This is a genomic window from Nitratireductor sp. OM-1 (assembly GCF_003296175.1).
GTDB lineage: Bacteria > Pseudomonadota > Alphaproteobacteria > Rhizobiales > Rhizobiaceae > Nitratireductor > Nitratireductor aquimarinus.
Genome location: NZ_CP029208.1, coordinates 3,474,420 through 3,490,741, shown reverse-complemented (window position 1 = coordinate 3,490,741; position 16,322 = coordinate 3,474,420). Strand labels below are relative to the sequence as shown.

General features: G+C 59.2%; 15 protein-coding genes and 2 pseudogenes. 9 read left to right on the top strand and 8 right to left on the bottom strand.

All coding sequences use genetic code 11. From position 1 onward, the window contains the following. Positions 1-19 precede the first annotated feature (19 nt). A complete protein-coding gene (locus DEJ54_RS16665; protein ID WP_113155543.1) occupies positions 20-1,021 on the top strand; it encodes a GH25 family lysozyme in 1,002 nt (333 codons plus the stop codon). Positions 1,022-1,138: 117 nt separating this feature from the next. On the opposite strand, the gene DEJ54_RS16660 is transcribed toward DEJ54_RS16665, so the two are convergent. Genes DEJ54_RS16660 through dsbD form a run of 3 tightly spaced genes read right to left on the bottom strand, consistent with a single transcriptional unit; the run spans position 1,139 to position 4,382 of the window. Continuing rightward, positions 1,139-1,735, bottom strand: a complete 597-nt coding sequence (locus DEJ54_RS16660; RefSeq protein WP_113155542.1) for a DsbA family protein — start codon at positions 1,733-1,735, stop codon at positions 1,139-1,141. Then, on the bottom strand, positions 1,732-2,559 hold the full coding sequence (locus tag DEJ54_RS16655) for a TlpA disulfide reductase family protein (protein ID WP_113155541.1): 828 nt from the start codon (positions 2,557-2,559) through the stop codon (positions 1,732-1,734). The genes DEJ54_RS16660 and DEJ54_RS16655 overlap by 4 nt, the downstream gene beginning before the upstream one ends. Positions 2,560-2,561: 2 nt before the next feature. Further along, entirely contained in the window at positions 2,562-4,382 is a 1,821-nt protein-coding gene (gene dsbD / locus DEJ54_RS16650) for a protein-disulfide reductase DsbD (RefSeq protein ID WP_113155540.1), read from the bottom strand. Between the two features lie 150 nt (positions 4,383-4,532). Between dsbD and DEJ54_RS16645 the strand changes: the two genes are divergently transcribed. The 5 genes and pseudogenes from DEJ54_RS16645 to DEJ54_RS16625 all read left to right on the top strand — a co-directional run. Next, positions 4,533-5,321, top strand: a complete 789-nt coding sequence (locus DEJ54_RS16645) for a L,D-transpeptidase (RefSeq protein WP_224873519.1) — start codon at positions 4,533-4,535, stop codon at positions 5,319-5,321. Positions 5,322-5,366: 45 nt separating this feature from the next. Next, positions 5,367-6,032: a response regulator gene (locus DEJ54_RS16640; RefSeq protein WP_113155539.1), complete on the top strand. Its 666-nt coding sequence runs from the start codon at positions 5,367-5,369 to the stop codon at positions 6,030-6,032. After that, positions 6,029-7,396, top strand: coding sequence for an ATP-binding protein (locus DEJ54_RS16635; RefSeq protein WP_113155538.1), 1,368 nt, complete (start codon positions 6,029-6,031; stop codon positions 7,394-7,396). Before DEJ54_RS16640 ends, DEJ54_RS16635 begins: the two co-directional genes overlap by 4 nt. Then, positions 7,393-7,995, top strand: coding sequence for a thioredoxin domain-containing protein (locus DEJ54_RS16630; protein ID WP_113155537.1), 603 nt, complete (start codon positions 7,393-7,395; stop codon positions 7,993-7,995). The genes DEJ54_RS16635 and DEJ54_RS16630 overlap by 4 nt, the downstream gene beginning before the upstream one ends. A 225-nt stretch (positions 7,996-8,220) precedes the next feature. Further along, positions 8,221-8,562: pseudogene (locus tag DEJ54_RS16625) on the top strand (class I SAM-dependent methyltransferase); the annotation flags it as partial. Positions 8,563-8,666: 104 nt separating this feature from the next. Here the strand turns inward: DEJ54_RS16625 and DEJ54_RS23750 are convergent. Continuing rightward, positions 8,667-9,488 (bottom strand): annotated as a pseudogene (locus tag DEJ54_RS23750) (FAD-dependent monooxygenase); the annotation flags it as partial. Between DEJ54_RS23750 and DEJ54_RS23255 the strand changes: the two are divergent. Both DEJ54_RS23255 and DEJ54_RS16615 read left to right on the top strand, forming a co-directional pair. Continuing rightward, the gene (locus DEJ54_RS23255) at positions 9,475-9,651 is read left to right on the top strand and encodes a hypothetical protein (RefSeq protein ID WP_162742179.1); all 177 of its coding nucleotides are present in this window, start codon (positions 9,475-9,477) and stop codon (positions 9,649-9,651) included. The pseudogene DEJ54_RS23750 and the gene DEJ54_RS23255 overlap by 14 nt on opposite strands. Further along, a complete protein-coding gene (locus tag DEJ54_RS16615) occupies positions 9,641-10,543 on the top strand; it encodes a LysR family transcriptional regulator (protein ID WP_113155535.1) in 903 nt (300 codons plus the stop codon). Before DEJ54_RS23255 ends, DEJ54_RS16615 begins: the two co-directional genes overlap by 11 nt. A 358-nt stretch (positions 10,544-10,901) precedes the next feature. Here the strand turns inward: DEJ54_RS16615 and DEJ54_RS16610 are convergent, their stop codons facing one another. Next, positions 10,902-11,639 (bottom strand): hypothetical protein, encoded by a 738-nt coding sequence (locus DEJ54_RS16610; protein WP_113155534.1) that lies wholly within the window; start codon positions 11,637-11,639, stop codon positions 10,902-10,904. Between the two features lie 190 nt (positions 11,640-11,829). Then, complete coding sequence (locus DEJ54_RS16605; RefSeq protein ID WP_371685981.1) at positions 11,830-12,096, bottom strand: transposase; 267 nt, start codon at positions 12,094-12,096, stop codon at positions 11,830-11,832. 511 nt (positions 12,097-12,607) lie between these two features. Here DEJ54_RS16605 and DEJ54_RS16600 point away from each other — a divergent pair. Further along, positions 12,608-14,284 carry a histidine kinase gene (locus tag DEJ54_RS16600; protein ID WP_113155532.1) on the top strand — a complete coding sequence of 559 codons (1,677 nt, stop codon included), beginning with the start codon at positions 12,608-12,610 and terminating at the stop codon, positions 14,282-14,284. Here DEJ54_RS16600 and DEJ54_RS16595 read toward each other — a convergent pair. Both DEJ54_RS16595 and DEJ54_RS16590 read right to left on the bottom strand, forming a co-directional pair. Then, a complete protein-coding gene (locus DEJ54_RS16595; RefSeq protein WP_113155531.1) occupies positions 14,281-14,913 on the bottom strand; it encodes a response regulator transcription factor in 633 nt (210 codons plus the stop codon). The genes DEJ54_RS16600 and DEJ54_RS16595 overlap by 4 nt on opposite strands. Positions 14,914-14,960: 47 nt before the next feature. Beyond that, positions 14,961-16,211: a mechanosensitive ion channel family protein gene (locus DEJ54_RS16590; protein WP_113155530.1), complete on the bottom strand. Its 1,251-nt coding sequence runs from the start codon at positions 16,209-16,211 to the stop codon at positions 14,961-14,963. Positions 16,212-16,322: the final 111 nt, after the last annotated feature.

Genomic DNA, 16,322 nt, shown 5'->3' with positions numbered 1-16,322 from the left:
GAACCCATGCAGATCGTATATGCGTCTTCCCGCGTTCCTTCGACCTGTCGTTCTGACCCTCGGCCTTGCCGGTTGCACCGGTGGCCCCAGTATCGATACAGCGCTCAAGATTGACCCGCCCTCGAACGAGGTGACGAGCTCCATTGTGCGGCCCGGCGTCGGTGTCCCCGGGGCGGGGAGCGCCGATGTGATGGCCGAGCCTGCGAGCGAAGCGGGCATGATGGCGATTGCCGAGCCGGACCGGGTTTCCGCGCCCGCGTTGCAGCAGGTGGCGATGATCACGCCGATGCCGGCGCCCTCCGTGCGGCCCAAAAGCTCTTCTTCCGGCAAGGTGTATCGCAGCCGGTTCGGGGATGCGCATCCGATCAATTTTGGCAAGGTGACGCCCAAGCATCATGCGGTGCATGGCGTCGATGTTTCGCGCTGGCAGGGCGACATCGACTGGGTGAAGCTGCGCTCGCGTGGCGCGAATTTCGCTTACATCAAGGCGACCGACGGCATCGATCATATCGATCCGATGTTCAAGACGAACTGGAACGGGGCCGCGAAGGCGGGCATTCGCCGGGGCGCCTATCACTTCTTCTTCTGGTGCCGGAAGGCGTCTGACCAGGCCGAGTGGTTCATTCGCAATGTGCCCAAGGTGAAGGGCGCGCTGCCGCCGGTTCTGGATGTGGAGTGGAACCACCAGTCGAGCTGTAAATGGAAGCCTTCGCGTGCCGAAGTTCTGGAGAAGATGAAGGTCTTCCTCGACCGGCTGGAGCGCCATTACGGCCAGCGGCCTGTCATCTACACCGCACCGGATTTCTATGAGGACAATCTGAAGGGCGCGTTCCCGAACCATCCGTTCTGGCTGCGCGCCGTGGCCGAACATCCCTCGAAGGTCTATCCGGGCCGTGACTGGGTGTTCTGGCAGTATTCGGGATCGGGCCTGAGCCAGGGCGTTGACGGCAAGATCGACCTGAACGTCTTCCACGGCAATGAAAGCGCCTGGTGGCGCTGGGTCGGGAAGGTGGCGGGCTGACCGCCTGTACGGAATGACCGCTTGTTCGGGGGGCTTTACGCCCCCCTATCTTTTGCGGTGCTTTTGTTTTGCGCAATTTTGGACGCAAAACCGCTTCCCATTTTTGCTGGAATTGCTTTAGCCACGGGCCTCGGCAATGGCGGCAACAATGTCGTTGCGGCGCATCGCGCCATACTGGATCTTGGTGTTGAAGAGGAATGCCGGCGTTCCGTTGAAGCCGAACGCATTGGCCTGCTCCATGTTGCGGGAGAGAATCCCTTCAATGCGTTGGCGGTCCTTCTTGAAGTTCGACAGGAGTTTTTCCGGGTCATGGCCGGCGGCGGCAAGCGTCTCGTCGACCTCGTCCTGCGTCAGTCGTCCGGGCGTTGCCATCAGCGCGTTGTGGACGGCTTCATAATCCGGGCCGGCGGCGAGAACGAGGCTCGCCGCATGGACGGACGGGCCGCCGAAAATGGGCCAGTCCTTCATCACCAGCCGGACATTGCCGTCTTCACGCACCACGTCGAGCAGGTCGGGGTGGCCGCGTTTGCAATAGGGGCACTGGTAATCGAAGAACTCGGCGATGGTGACGTCGCCATCCGGATTGCCGATGACCGGGATTTCGGGGTCGAACAGAACCTCTTCGACGGTCGGGTAAAGCTGGGCGCGGGCCGGACCGGCGGCGGTGACGAGCGTCGCTGCGCCGGCGACGAGCAGGGTACGGCGGTTCATCATGGCCTTGTGTCTCCTGATGGGCTGATGCTGGTTTTGAGGTCCTCTATCTTTTCGACGAGCACCTCGCGTGAGATTTCGCCCAGATGTGCGTGTTGCAGGACGCCGTCGGCGTCGATGAACAGCGTGGCGGGCAGTCCGGGGGCGCTGTAGAAGCGCGACAGATCGCTGAACTGGTCGACAAGTATCGTGTCGAGCGAGAGGCCGGAGGCGGCGAGATAGCGCTGGATGGCGGTGCGGCCTTCGCCCTGATTGGCGAAGACGAAGGTGACGTCTTCCGTGGAGGCGGCGATGTCGGCCATCATGGGCATTTCACGCCGGCAGGGCGGGCACCACGTCGCCCACAGATTGACCACCTGCGGCGTGCCCTTGTGCTCTTCGAGGCGGTAGCCATTGCCCTCCAGCGTTTCAAAGGCCTGATCCGGTACGGCGAGCGGGTCGGTGCCGCCGGTGAGCTGCCATGTTGTGTTCCAGACGATGAGGGAGAGGGCGAGCGGCAGGACCGCCCAGAGGCGCTGGCGGCCGGTGGGCAGCATGACGAGCAGGCTGACGATGACGGCGGCTGCACCCGTTGGCCAGTAGAAGCCGCCCTGCCACACCGCGAAAATGCGCAGCGGGTCGGCCACAAAACTTTCCATGTTGATGAGCACATGGCCGAGGCGCGCGCCGATGATGCCGCCGAGAAACGCCCACCAGGACCAGGCGTTGAAGCGTTCGTCCACCTTGCGGGCCATGATGCCGGTGACGATGAGGAAGACGAAGATGGCGAGTACAACTGCGAAGCGGTCTGCCGCAAGGACGAGCGGCCCGAGAGATACGGCATTCATGATCAGAGCGCCCCTGCGGTTTTGGCCGAGCCGGTCAGGTTTTCCACCGTGACGGAGCCGACGAGGCGGGTGCCGGCGACCTCGCGGCCTGCGGGATCGAAGAAGAGCATGGTGGGCGGGCCTGCCACTTCAAGGGCTTTCATGAGAGCTGCGTTCTCGTCGTTGAAGTCCGACAGGTCGGCCTTGATGAGCTGGAAGCCGTCGAGACCGTCGATCACGCCGGCATCCGGCAGGACCGAGCGCTCGATGACGCGGCAGGTGACGCACCAGTCGGCGGTGAAATAGACGAGGGTGGGCGCATCGCCGGCGCTGGCGAGCTGCGCCTTGAGCTCGGGGATCGAGCCGGTTTGTCGAAAGGCGAGTTCGCGGGCGGGGGCGGATGCCTCGCTGCGCTGGGCGATCTGGGCCAGCGGCTTGAGCGGATCGGTGCCGCCGGACGCCGCGCCCAGCATCAGGATGATGCCGTAGATGAGCGACAGCGCGCCAACCGAGCGGACGGCGGCGAGCGGCGTCGTTTCTGCGATCTTTGCGCTGAAGGCGAAGCTTGCGATGGCGATGAGAAGGGCTGACCAGAGCGCGAGATCAAGGCCGGCGGGCAGGAGGGGTGTCGCCGTCCAGATGGCGGTGGCCAGGAAGCCGAAGCCAAACACGCGCTTGACGCTTTCCATCCATGCGCCGGCGCGCGGCAGGGCCTTGCCGCCCAGCGTGCCCATGATGATGAGCGGGATGCCCTTGCCGATGCCAAGGCCGAAAAGGGCTGCCGCCCCCAACGCCACATCGGCGGTCTGGGCGATGTAGAGGAGTGCGCCGGCAAGCGGAACGGTGACGCAGGGGCCGACGATGAGGGCGGACGAGAGGCCGAGAATGGCCGCCGAGCGGCGTGAGCCGCCGACGCCGCCCGTTCGGTTTGCCACCCAGCTTGTCCATGCGGTGGGCAATTGCAGCTCAAACAGGCCGAACATGGAAAGCGCCAGAACCGCGAAGAGCGCGGACAGAATGCCGATCGTGACAGGCGACTGCAGAACGAGCTGCAGGTTCTGCCCGGACCAGCCGGCGGCAGCGCCCAGAAGCGCGAAGGCCGAGGCGAGCGCGATCACATAGATCGAGGAAAGCTCGAAGCCCCGCCAGGCGGTGAGCCGGTCGCCCTCGCGCGCCAGTGCGCCGGCCATGATGGGATACATGGGGAAGACGCAAGGGGTGAAGGCGAGAAGCAGGCCGAAGAGCGGGAAGCTGACCAGAACGAGCAGAACGCCGCCGCGACCGAGCAGCGACTGGATGAGCCCGTCATCTTCGGCAAGCGCGAAGCCGGTGTCTTCAATGGTTGCGGGGGCGGCGGGTGATGCGGCGGCCGGCGCTTCTTCCGTGACCCATTCCACGGGCGCTGCGGCCTGCGGGGCCGCCGGCGTGGTGACGGCAAGTGACAGGGCGTTTACCTGCCGGTTTTCCGGCGCATAGCAGATGCCGCCATCCTGACAGCCCTGAAACGTGACGTCGAATGTGCCGAAGACCTGTTCGGCTAAGTGCGCGCTCGCCGCATCGTAATAGACTTCGGAGAGGCCGAATGTGGGATCGTCCTTGCGGATGCCGGGGCTGGTTTCCAGTGGCAGTTCCGCGCCGTTTTGCGAAGCGCCGATGTGATCGCGATAAAGATAATAGCCTTCGGCGATCTGCCAGTTGAGGGCAAGCGTGCCGTCTTGCGTGCGGGTGACCTCAAGGGTGAAGGCGTCTTCGACCGGCAGCGGTTTTGCGGTCTGGGCCGAGGCGGGGGCGGGCGCAAGGCTGACGGACAGGAAAGCCACAAGCGCGATCAGGATCGTCTTCATTCTGTCACTTCAAATTGTGTGGACCGCCGGGATCGTACCCTCATGGCGGGATGCTGGAGAGCGAATTGAACGCCTCAACTTAAGGCAGCCTTAAGGTGGGTGTTGTTTGGGCAGACGGCAAACAGCTCAATGCAGCAAGGAGTTTTCAGCATGGCGCATTTTCGCACGGGCATGAGCGCCCGGATGCGGGCGTCCGACCGACCGGACGAGGAACATATCGACGATGGACATTCTGTCGGTTCAGGACGGTTGGGGCGGCGTGGCTTTCTGGCCGGGTTAAGCGCGCTGGCGGTTTCGGGCTGCGTTGCGACGCCAAGGCCCGAGGCTCCCAAAGTGGTTGAGCCGCCCAAGCCCAGGCGCGTCGTTCCACCGATGTATTACGCCATGCCGAATGAGCGTTTTCCCATTCCCGAAGTGGATGTCAGCCATCTGGAAGAGCGCTGGTGGCGCAAGGATGTGGATTATCCCACCAGCGAGCGCAAGGGCACGCTGATCGTGGATACGCCGAACAGGTATCTCTACCACGTGACGGGACCGAACCGCGCGACGCGCTATGGCATTGGCGTCGGACGCGACGGCTTCTCTTGGGCGGGGCGTGCGATCATGGCCTATCGCCGTGAATGGCCGCGCTGGACGCCGCCGAACGAGATGGTGGCGCGGCGGCCGGAACTGGAGCCCTACAGCATCGCCAATGGCGGCATGCCGCCGGGCCTGCGCAATCCTCTTGGCGCACGCTCGCACTATATCCATCTGAACGGCAAGGACACGCTTTACCGCATTCACGGCACGCCGGAGCCGTGGAGCATCGGCAAGGCGGTTTCGTCCGGCTGTATCCGTCTGATCAACCAGGATGTGATTCACCTGCACGATAATGTAAGGGACGGCAGCCCGATTGTTGTCATTCCCGATCCGAAGATGGAACATCTTCTGGTGACCTGATGCGGGCCTTCGGGTCTGAATGCTTGATCGAATGAGACGCGTGCGATGCGACTTTTGGTGGTTGAAGACGATCCGCTGCTTCTGGACGGGCTGACCGTGGGGCTGGGGCTTGCCGGCTTTGCGGTCGATGCCGTGGCCACCTGCGAGGATGCTTTCGCCGCGCTCAGCGCACAGGCTTATGAAGGGGTCGTGCTCGATCTGATGCTGCCGGATGGCTCTGGCCTTGACGTGCTTTCGGATCTGCGCCGGCGGGGTGACGCCACGCCGGTGGTTCTTCTGACGGCGCGCGATCAGGTTCCCGACCGGATTGCCGGGCTGGATGCCGGTGCAGACGACTATGTGGGAAAGCCCTTTGATCTCGACGAATTGTCGGCGCGTGTGCGCGCGGCGGTGCGCCGGGGCAAGGGGCGCTCCAGCGCAACGCTTGCATGGGGCGGGGTGACGCTCGATCCGGCAAACCAGTCGGTGACCCGCGACGGTGATCCGGTGATCCTGACGCGGCGTGAATTCGCGCTTCTGGCGGCGCTGATGGAGCGGCCGGAGAGCATCCTTTCCAAGCCGGCGCTCGAAGAAACGATCTATGGCTGGCAGGAAGAGGTGGAGAGCAACGCCGTGGAGGTGCACATCCACAAGCTGCGCTCCAAGCTTGGCTCCGATTTCATCAAAACCGTGCGCGGGGTTGGCTACCGGCTCCGGGAGGCTGGCGCATGAGATCCATCCGCGCACGGCTGATCCTGATCCTCATGGGCTCGACGGGGCTCGTGTGGCTGCTCGCGGTCGGCTGGATCTATCTCAGCACGCAGGCCGAGGTGGAGCGGGTGCTGGATGCGCGGCTGATGGAAGCGGCGCGGATGGTCAATTCGCTCCTTTCCGACCACCGTATCGAGGTGGGGCTGGAGGAAAATGCCGCCCGCAAGGCGATGGGGGAGTTCAAACTCAGCAATCGCCCCTATGAACGCCAGCTCTCCTGCCAGATCTGGACGCTGGAAGGCAGCCTTGTGGGGCGCTCGGAAAATGCGCCGGAAGCCCAGCTGACGGAAATTCAGGACGGGTTTTCAGAGACCGAAGTGGGTGGCGAGCGCTGGCGCGTGTTCACCGTGGAAAACGAGGTTCTGGGCGTGCGGGTGATGGTGGGCGACAGCCTCCAGATCCGCGACAGCCTGGTGAGCGATGTGATCAAGGGGCTGGTGGTGCCGGCGCTTCTGATCCTGCCGTTTCTGGCCGGGGTCATTCTCGTTTCGGTGCGCCGCGGCCTTTCGCCCCTGAGCGACATGGCCGAAACGCTTTCGACGCGCGCGGCCAATGATCTGCGGCCGCTGGAGGCGGCCAGTCTGCCGAAGGAGATTGTGCCGGCGGTGAACGCGCTGAACGGACTTTTCAAGCGGGTGGAAGATGCGCGCGACCGCGAACGCAGCTTTACGGCTTTTGCCGCCCATGAACTGAAAACGCCGCTGGCCGGCGTGAAAACGCAGGCGCAGATTGCACTGGCGAGCGATGACCCGACCGTGCACGCCAATGCGTTGCGGCAGATCACCATGGGCGTGGATCGAACGAGCCGGCTTGTGAAGCAGCTTCTCGACCTGACCGCGCTTGAGGCGAATGACAGTGAGCCGACCCTGCAACCCGTGAGCGCGCGGGCGCTGATGCGCAGTGTGGCGGCGGAGCTGCCGCTGCCGCAGGGCGCGGCGCGGCTGAGCGTGGAGGCGGATGGCGAAGGCGCGGACAGGGTGCTTATTGAGCCGCATTTCCTCTCGCTGGCGCTGCGCAACCTGATCGAGAACGCGCTGAACCATGCGCCGAAGACCACGGGCGTGGTGTGCCGGGTGGACGAGGCGAATGATGGCGTACGCCTTGTCGTGGAAGATCGCGGTCCGGGCATTCCCGAGGCAGAGCTTTCGCAGGTGGTGGAGAAATTCGTGCGCGGGCGAAACCGCTCGGCAACCGGCAGCGGGCTGGGGCTTGCCATTGCACAGGCGGCGATGGCGCGCATGGGCGGGACGCTGGCGCTCGAAAACCGCGACGGTGGCGGTCTGCGCGCCATTCTGACCGTGCGAAAGGCGGAGGCGGCTGCATGATTTCCCGACGTTTCTTTCTGGCTGGAGCGTCCGGCGCACTGGTGGCTGCGCCGCTGGCGGCACGCGCCGCGCCCAGTCTGAATGACATGGTGCGCGACCCGGCGCTTCAGGCGCTGGGCAATCCGGCGGGCGATGTGACCATTGCGGAGTTCTTCGATTATCTCTGCCCCTCCTGCAAGGCGATCCACCCGGCGCTGAAGGAGATCGTGCGCTCTGACGGCAATCTGCGGCTGGTGATGAAGGACTGGCCGATCAATGGCGATGTGGCGTGGTATGCCTCGCGCATGGTGCATGCATCGGCGGCGCTGGGCGTCTATGAGGCGGCGCATAATGAAGTGATCGTCATTGAGGGCGGGCTGACGCATGGCAAGGTGGACGATGCGCTGCGCAGCGTGGGGGCGGACGCCGGCGCGGTGCGTGACATGCTGGATGTGCATCTGAAGGCAATCGATGCGCTGATTGGCCGAAACGAGGCCCATGCGAAGGCGCTCAAGCTTGCCGGAACGCCGAGTTTCCTGATCGGCAACCGGCTTTATCGCCGGCCGATGAGCGCGGACGAGATCGTGGAAGCGGTGGCGCTGGCGCGCTCCGGGCGCTGAGGCCGCGGCTTGGCAGATCCGCCATGGCGGAGATTATGGCCTCATGCTCGAACAGGACACCCACATCGTTTCCCGGATGGCCGGCATCTCTTCAGGCGAGATGCCGGGGTTTAAGACACGCTGACAACCAGACGCGGTCCATGATCCTGCAACCTCGCCGCAGTGCGGACGGGGTTTTGTGCGTGAAGCTGCGCCCCGTTCTTTTTCAAGGAATGGAGACTTTCAATGGCACAGAACATCTACGACACCCCGGAATTCTTCGAAGGCTACAGCCAGCTGCCGAGGCAGGTGCATGGTCTGGCGGGCGCGCCGGAATGGCCGGCCATCAAGGCCATGCTGCCGGATATGACGGATCGGCGGGTGGTTGATCTGGGATGCGGGTTTGGCTGGGCGTCCCGCTATCTGCGCGAGGCGGGGGCGCAGAGCGTTCTTGGCCTCGATGTCTCGCAGAACATGATCGAGCGCGCCCGCGCCGACACGAATGATGCGGCCATCGAATACCGCATTGCCGATCTGGAAACGCTGGAACTGCTGCAGGGCGCGTTCGATTTTGCCTTCAGCGCGCTGATGCGCGTCTCATAAAAGCGCGAAAGCGCTGTCTCCAGACGATCATGTTCTTCCAGCATTCTGGAAAGATGCCAAGCGTCTTCCAGCGCCTGACAGGCGCCCTGGCCGGAGGTGGGCAGGGGAGCGTGGGCTGCATCCCCGATGATCAGGACATTGTCCCGATGCCAATGGGGCAGGGGATCGAGGTCATGGACGAAAATGCGATTGAGCGATGTTTCGTCGCGCGATTGCAGCACATTCCGGACCGGGCCGGGCCAGTCCCGAAAACGCTGGTCCATCTCATCGTACCAGACGGGCAACGGCCGCGTCCTGTCGACCGGGGTGCGCCACGCGGCTGCCCAGAAACACAGGCCATCACCAACAGGGACGATGCCGAAACGTTCTCCCGCCCCGCAGAAATCGTGAATGGCGGCATCGATGACGCCACGTCCCGGCTGGCTGATGCCGATAATGTTGATGAAATCCTGATAGCGGGGGAGCACGTCTTCTGCATGGATCGCCTGACGCACCGCCGAGTTCATGCGGCCATCTGCGCCGACGACGAGATCATACTGCGTCCTGAGCCCCTCGATATCCTGCGCGGCAATTGTGTGATTGAACTTGATGTCGACGCCCAGTGCATGTAACGCCCCGGCCAGAATGCGCATGAGATCGCGACGCAATATGGTCACGCTTGGGAAGCCGCACAGCCTGTTCACTTCCAGGATATCAAATTCGGCCTTCTGGATGCCATGCTGATCGAACTGGCGCATGAAGCGGGGTGCGCCGCCCTCGCGTTTGATGGCGTCTCCCAGCTCCATCTGCTCCATAACGAAGACGGCATTCGGCCACAGGGTGACCCCGGCTCCCATTGAGGAAACCGCACTGCCACGCTCAAACAGGCTTACCTGATGGCCTTGTCTGGTGGCGAAAATGGCGAGCGCCATCCCGGCGACACCGGCGCCCACGATGGCAATTCGCTTTGCACTGGTCATCCGCTCTCTCCTGATCAAGAAATCTGATGCAGCTTGTATCGAGCTCCTGATTGGCGATAAATCTGGCTTTGTTGCTTTATTAATCCCGTTATTTGGGCGAATGGATGCTGGATAAAATCGAACTTCAGTGGTTGCTCTGCTTCCAGGCGGTCTATGAAAAGCTGAGCTTCAAGCTGGCGGCGGAGCAGCTTCAGTTGCCGACATCCAATGTCAGCCGGCATGTCGCTTTGCTGGAGCGGCGGCTCAATGTTCGTTTGCTGGAACGCACGACGCGGAAGATGATCCCGACGGCGGCCGGCAAGCAGCTTTACCGGTCCATGACACCGCTCACGCAAGCGATGGATGATGCGCTGGAAGAGGTGTCCCTGTTCGGGGATTCCCTGTCCGGTCACCTGCGGATCATCACGCCGGACCTCCCGTTCATGGCCGAAATCCTCGCGGATTTCTGCGTTCGGCATCCGCAGATACAGCTTAGCTGTGACACCCGGCTGGACCCGACGGACGGATTGCTGGAAGGGTTCGATCTGGTGTTGCGCTTTGGACGCGGACCGCTGGAGAATTCCGGCTGGGTTGCAAGGGAAATCCTGCGCTGGCCGAGCTGTGTGGTGGCTGCGCCAGAGCTTCTGGAGCGATACCCGGCGCCGCAATCGCTGGAGGCGTTGAGCAGGGCCCCGTGTATTACGAGCATGTCGGTGCTTCAGGGAATGCCCTGGCGTTTCAAGCCTGACCAGACCGTTCAGGTGCGATCCAGCTACAGGGTGAACAGCGGTCAGATGGCGCGGGCGGCGGCGCTGAAAGGGCTGGGTTTTGCCGTTTTGCCCCTTCATGCCTGTCAGTCAGACATCGATGCCGGCTCCCTCATCAAAATTGATCTCGAGCCCGCGCCAGAGGATCTGGTGCTTTATGGGTTTTACTCAGGCAGAAAATATCCGCAGGTCAGGGTGAAGGCGTTTCTGGAACACCTTCAATCGGCACTCGCTGAGTTCTCTGCGGGTCCGGTTGAATGAAGGCTTCCGATAGCGCCTGAAACGAAAAAATCCGGGCCGATGGACCCGGATTTTCTCTGGTTCTGTCGTCGCATGGCGCCGGCAAATCACCAAACTGCCATTGCGGGTATTTCAGGGTGCAGGAGGACAGACCATGTTGCCCTCCTCAATGTGAGGGCGAGCATAGTTTGTCCCAATTCTGAAGCTAACTCATTGAAATTATTGAATGCGGGGTGAAAATCGGCAATTTAGTTTGTCCGCAATGGCAGCTTGGTGGTGTCCCAAAGTCGAGTGCTTTGAGCGGCAGGGAGCTAAGCGGTAAAAAAAAACGCCCCGGCATTGCCGAGGCGCTGATCTAGATACTCGTGTCTGTCGAGGCTTACTGGAGTTCGGCTCGTGGATAAAACCGGGCCCCGATAAGGTCGGCCACGAATGCAGGTTCGACACCACGGCTATTGAGGTCGTTCTTGACCTTTCTGAAATGTTCGCCACGCTCCTTGGCGAGGTTCATGAGGGACACGTAGGCCTGTTGGAAGCGAGCCAGATCGTCCGGCATGACGACCGTTTGCGGGCACCGATTGATCGGGTTTACCGCAGTGCGCGCAGATAGGTGCCCGTGCTCGATCAGAGCTTTCACGACGTTGGTAGTCGCTCGCAGCTGACGTTCAACTTCACGCAGTGAGAGCCCGCCATGGTCTTCGAGCATTGTCTTTTCGCGAAGTTCGGTCGGGTCGATCAGCACTGCCATGTAGCCGTGCCGGCTAGGATCGCGGAAAGCGCGCTCCAGCTTCCCAGCCAACAGTAGATCCAGGATCTCGACCGTCTTGCAGTTCGCCCTCCGAACGGCCTGAGGGATGCTACACAATTCGGATTCCTGGTCCGTCAACTGCTTCGTGTTTGCCAGCAGTCGGTTTAAAAACACACTGACATCTTCGCGACGAAATCGGAATTGGAGGCCGTGTTTGGCTCCCGCCCCAACGTGGGGTGCGAGGTAACCCCGGTCGACCAGGATGCCCCAGTGAACCCGTGGTGCGTTGACGAGTTCCTGCGCCTCCTTCGCGGATACGGTGCCCTCGATCTCCGCAATAAATTCCGCGATCTCCTCAGCGTCGAGCATGATGCGGGCATTGATCTGCGCGATCTGGCTGTCGAGCTTATCGATCCTGCGATTGAGGATGCGATCATGTTGTCGCTGTCGTGTAGCAGTTCGCTCTGACCGGCGCTGTGATGTCGAAGCTTTTCAGCCTTGCGGGTTTCGATCAACTGTTTGCGTCGTCTCAGAAACCGGCAAGGCGTTGCCTTTCCGGCTATAGAGGCGTGGTGATAGTCAAAGGCAGGCGCTGCCCCATCTGGGCCAGAACTCCTGCATCGACGCGATCTGTTTTGGCGAGGACGCCCAACGCGCGTGCGAACTCCCTTGCTTGCCTTGGATTGACGCGGGCATAGTTGATATGCCGTGCTGCAAGAGCATCCATGAGAACGCTATCGCATCCGCTGGTCGCCTCGAAGACGAGGACAGCGGTGGGGTCGAGGGTTTCTATCCATTCCATGATGCCGGATTTGGTGTTTTCGATCCTCGAAATTGCCCGTCGCGCATTCTGGCAAACGTCGATGAAGGCGCGGGAAAGATCGCAGCCGAAGATGATCTGTGGCGTGGTGAAGAGCTCCTGTCCGTGTCATTCGGGTTCTTGAGACCCAAGCAACTGTTCAGGTTGATGGCAAAGCTGAGGGGGACTCTTGCTCCCAAACGGGGTGGTGCCCAAAAAGGGGGGGCAGGTCATCGTGATTAGCCCGCGTGTTTCGTTCGGCTTGATTGTTCGTAGGGTGTTGATTTCTGGTTCGTTGAGTAGTTCCTGGATTCGTAGAAGCCGAACGACTTTGAGGCGCAGCCGGATGAATAGTGGCGGGGGCGCGTTCAATACGGAGTGAATGCCAATCATTCAGGACTGCGCGACAGAGGTGTTTCAAAGATGGGGTTGGCTGGAGATAATTCATTGTTTGGCTTAAGTTCGGTCTGGGTAATCTGCCAAGGGTTTCGGTTGATTGGTTCTTGAATGGGAGGTTTCACGTGACCGAGTTTATCGGATGACTGCGTCCTCGCGGATATTCGCTGAGGCTGATGTCTCTGCATCACACTCCCTGATGCCCAAGTCTGGCGTTCTGAGACGTCGAGTTTACCTGGGTGTCGCTGCAGGTGCCGTTTTTGCGTTTATCTCAGCATCACTGGTCGGTGCATATTCTGCCAAGCTTGAAGCGCGGAACAAGATTGTCCAGTTGGTCGCGAGGGCAAATGATGCAATGCAATTGCTTGATCGCGAAGTAGAAGCCTCGCGAGCTCTTTTACTCGGTTTGGCCAGTTCCCCATCATTGTTGGACGGTGACATAAGGGAGTTTCATGCGCAGATGAAGCGCACCCAAGTGCCTACTGGGTCGCACCTGGTTTTGTCAGATGTGGAGCGTCAAATCGCGAATTCGAACACGCGTTTTGGTGCTGATCTGCCAAGCTTAACAGTATACAAGCCTCAACCAGATTTTTACGAGAAACTGAGAAGCGCCGGCTTCTATGTTTCGGGCATCATTTATGGTCCGGTTGCTCAGATTAAAGCAGCAACTGTTAGTGTATCTATTTTGGATGATTCTGGCGATATTGAGTATATATTAACTTCCTCTTTAACTGTTGATCGGTTAGACAAAATAATGTCTCAGCTCGCTCAAATCGGTGGGCTTGATGTTATTGTTGTTGACCACGATGATAATATATTGTTCGGCGATAATAATTTGTTGGATTCGATTGGTGTATATGGACTTAACTTTGAATTATCTGCTGATGGGTATTTTGGTAGATTTAAGTATATTTCTGACAATAGTGGTGAGTATTTCGGGGTCGCGAATGTTCCGTCTTCGGTTTCGATGTGGAATACCTATGCAATTATGCCGAGGGATATGATTGATGGAAGTTTCTATAAATTCTTAAATTTGATATTTTTCTCATTCCTATTTTTCTCAATTTTTTGCTTTTTTATTTATAGGCTTCTTAAAAGAGGTATCGAAAATCCTATTGAGGACATGGAGACAATTGTCCAGACTTCTCAGAAGTCGATCGATGCTCTGAGGACAGGAATAACTGACGTTCGCCAGGAGGAGCATAGGCGCATTGCTCAGGAACTGCATGATACAACGGCGCAGCATCTGGTGGCGGCAGACCTGTATCTTGGTGTTCTAGAGCGAAATGTGCCGTCCCGTACTGGAGGCGACGAAGTGGTTCGTGAACTCCAAGTTCTGGTGAAGCGGGCCTTGCGTGAACTGCGCAGTTTCAGCTTCCTGTTGCGCCCCATGCTGGACAGTGCCGGCGACATGAGGGAAGTGCTTAAGGATCTGTGCGAAGGGTATTGTGAGCGTGCAGAGCTGGACTGTTCCATGGAGATCGATGCGAGCATCGGTAGGTTGTCACCCGAGTTTCAAGCGGGCGTCCTGAAGGTTGTTCGGGAGGCGCTGACCAACATCCATCGTCACGCTGCGGCTCATAGGGTCGCCATGTCGTTCAGAAGGCATGTGGACTGTATTTATCTGCAGATTTCCGACGATGGCCGCGGAGGTATTTCTTTTCCCAGTGGCGGGAGTTCTGCTCGTGTCGGATTGGGGGTGGTGGGGATGGAGCAGTCAGTACGCAGTCTGAATGGAACACTGGCGATAAGCGATACAAAAACCGGCACACTGATCAGTGTTTGGTTTCCGTTTCCAGACTCTGCGGTGAGGGCTTAGGGGTCAATAAGGTGCACTCTGATTGCGTAGTGAACGAGCTCGACTAGATTGCGGAGGTTGAGCTTTCGCATCACTGAGGAGCGGTGGATTTCCACCGTTTTGGGACTTATTCCGAGTAGTTGAGCTGTTTCTTTTCCTGAGAACCCTTTCGCTAGATGGCATAATACCTCCGTTTCTCTGGTGGTCAGGGCGGCTTTGTCGGAAGTCGCACCATGTAGCCATGCGTTTAGGGCAAGTTCACCGACGCGCCCCCTCAGGAACGGCTCTCCGCGTGCTATTGTTTCGAGCGCTTCATTCAGGAGGTCGGACTGCTCACCTTTAAACAGTACCCCTCGCGCTCCCGCTTGAAGTGCATTTAGGACAACGGTGTCTTCGCTGTGCATTGTGAACAGCAGTGCCTGCATTGTTGGATGTACTAGCAGGCACTCGCGCAGAAGCTCTGCGCCATTTGTTGGTGGAATCGAATAATCAAGTATCGCGATGTCGGGCTTTAGCGCCTTCACGAGGGCAATCGTTTCATTGCCGTTTGTCGCTTCTCCGACGATTTGCCAGCCTTCCTTGCTGGCTAAGATAGCGGCTATGCCTTTGCGCACCACAGCGTGATCGTCGACTATGAGTACTCGAGGCATTCTTCACCCATATCGTCTTCTGGTTGCGCGCGCGTGCGTTCGCTTCGCTATGCTAAACCAAGTTCCTTAAATAGCGTTTTGACCTTGCGATTCAGGTCCCATTGAGCTGATGAGGTATCCTGCTTCTTCACCCAAAACCTCATGGTCATATCAGCGGCGGTGGTTCCGATTTTTGACCACCCTGTCTGTGGGGCAGGATTCTTCAGGATAAGAGGCTGCATCTCAAGAACCTCTTTTACCTTCTCTTCGATTCTTTCAGCGCCATCTCGTAGAGGGATGCTAAACGTCATTTCGACGCGGCGGGTCTGTGCGATGCTCGAATTTGTGATCACTGCGCCCCAAACCTGCTTGTTGGGCACGACCACTGTGCGGTTGTCCGGCGTCACAATTCGGGTGGCTATTATATTGACAGACTGGACCTTGCCTATGGCTGTACCAATCTCAACATAGTCCCCCTCATCGAAGGGGCGATTGATCATAATCATCAGCCCGGACGCAAGATTGCTAAGAGTGTCTTGAAATGCAAAGGCGAGAATGAAGGACGCACCGCCGATCAGGGCAAAGAACGGGGTAATGTCTATGCCGTAGCTCACAAGCATCATCAGCGCAGCCAGGACAATGATGATCCAGAATGCGGATTTGCTAAGAAATACCGCCAGCAGCTTGGAGACATTCGGAATCTGCATAACCCATTTCATGGTCAGTGCTCGTACGGTGCCTGCAGCTGCAATCGCAATGCCAACCATTAGCGCAACGCCCATCGCGCCGAGTACTAGCGCACCGCCGCCGTCCCGCGAAGCTACCCACATATAAAGGCGAACAAACTTGGTGCGAAGGTCTGAGAACCTCATGTCTGAGTAGAGTAATGCGTTGCGATAGTACCGCAGTTGAGCAATGTAGTCCGCGTTCCCGCCCTTGCGCTCAAGGGAGCGGGCTATCTCACTCAATTTGCGAAGTAAGTCGTTTCGTACGCGGATTTTTGTAGGTAGAGCTGCCTGTGCCGCCAGGGCTTCCTCGGGTTGTCCGAAGCGATATGCAATTTGCGCCTGGGCGACTTCTTCGGCTGCTACCTGGACATTCTGGAACCAATGGTCAGCGAGTGTTTGCAATTCCGTCACGGATAGGGGGGAGAGCAGAATTGCCAGCTCGGTAAACGGAGTTTCATTATTCAGCAATTCGTCAGACAGGGGGAGGGGGGCTTTGTCTTCCGGCTGAGAAAAAGACGCTGCCGGAAATAATGAAGCAAGAGATAGGGTGATAAATATTATTGATACAATTTTGATTGTTGAAATTTTCATTTCGTCACCCTGCCAGTTTATTTGTTTTGTAAAGCTATTATATTTTTTCTGGAGTCAGTAGTTTGTTCTAGACTGTATCGTGAACTCGGTGGATATGAGTATTAATCTCAG

What these genes read in the sequence shown, in the direction of transcription:
- DEJ54_RS16665 (WP_113155543.1), top strand. Translation starts at nt 20, where the DNA reads ATGCGTCTTCCCGCGTTCCTTCGACCTGTCGTTCTGACCCTCGGCCTT.
- DEJ54_RS16660 (WP_113155542.1), bottom strand. Translation starts at nt 1,735, where the DNA reads ATGATGAACCGCCGTACCCTGCTCGTCGCCGGCGCAGCGACGCTCGTC.
- DEJ54_RS16655 (WP_113155541.1), bottom strand. Translation starts at nt 2,559, where the DNA reads ATGAATGCCGTATCTCTCGGGCCGCTCGTCCTTGCGGCAGACCGCTTC.
- dsbD (WP_113155540.1), bottom strand. Translation starts at nt 4,382, where the DNA reads ATGAAGACGATCCTGATCGCGCTTGTGGCTTTCCTGTCCGTCAGCCTT.
- DEJ54_RS16645 (WP_224873519.1), top strand. Translation starts at nt 4,533, where the DNA reads ATGGCGCATTTTCGCACGGGCATGAGCGCCCGGATGCGGGCGTCCGAC.
- DEJ54_RS16640 (WP_113155539.1), top strand. Translation starts at nt 5,367, where the DNA reads ATGCGACTTTTGGTGGTTGAAGACGATCCGCTGCTTCTGGACGGGCTG.
- DEJ54_RS16635 (WP_113155538.1), top strand. Translation starts at nt 6,029, where the DNA reads ATGAGATCCATCCGCGCACGGCTGATCCTGATCCTCATGGGCTCGACG.
- DEJ54_RS16630 (WP_113155537.1), top strand. Translation starts at nt 7,393, where the DNA reads ATGATTTCCCGACGTTTCTTTCTGGCTGGAGCGTCCGGCGCACTGGTG.
- DEJ54_RS23255 (WP_162742179.1), top strand. Translation starts at nt 9,475, where the DNA reads ATGGCGAGCGCCATCCCGGCGACACCGGCGCCCACGATGGCAATTCGC.
- DEJ54_RS16615 (WP_113155535.1), top strand. Translation starts at nt 9,641, where the DNA reads ATGCTGGATAAAATCGAACTTCAGTGGTTGCTCTGCTTCCAGGCGGTC.
- DEJ54_RS16610 (WP_113155534.1), bottom strand. Translation starts at nt 11,639, where the DNA reads ATGCTCGACGCTGAGGAGATCGCGGAATTTATTGCGGAGATCGAGGGC.
- DEJ54_RS16600 (WP_113155532.1), top strand. Translation starts at nt 12,608, where the DNA reads ATGACTGCGTCCTCGCGGATATTCGCTGAGGCTGATGTCTCTGCATCA.
- DEJ54_RS16595 (WP_113155531.1), bottom strand. Translation starts at nt 14,913, where the DNA reads ATGCCTCGAGTACTCATAGTCGACGATCACGCTGTGGTGCGCAAAGGC.
- DEJ54_RS16590 (WP_113155530.1), bottom strand. Translation starts at nt 16,211, where the DNA reads ATGAAAATTTCAACAATCAAAATTGTATCAATAATATTTATCACCCTA.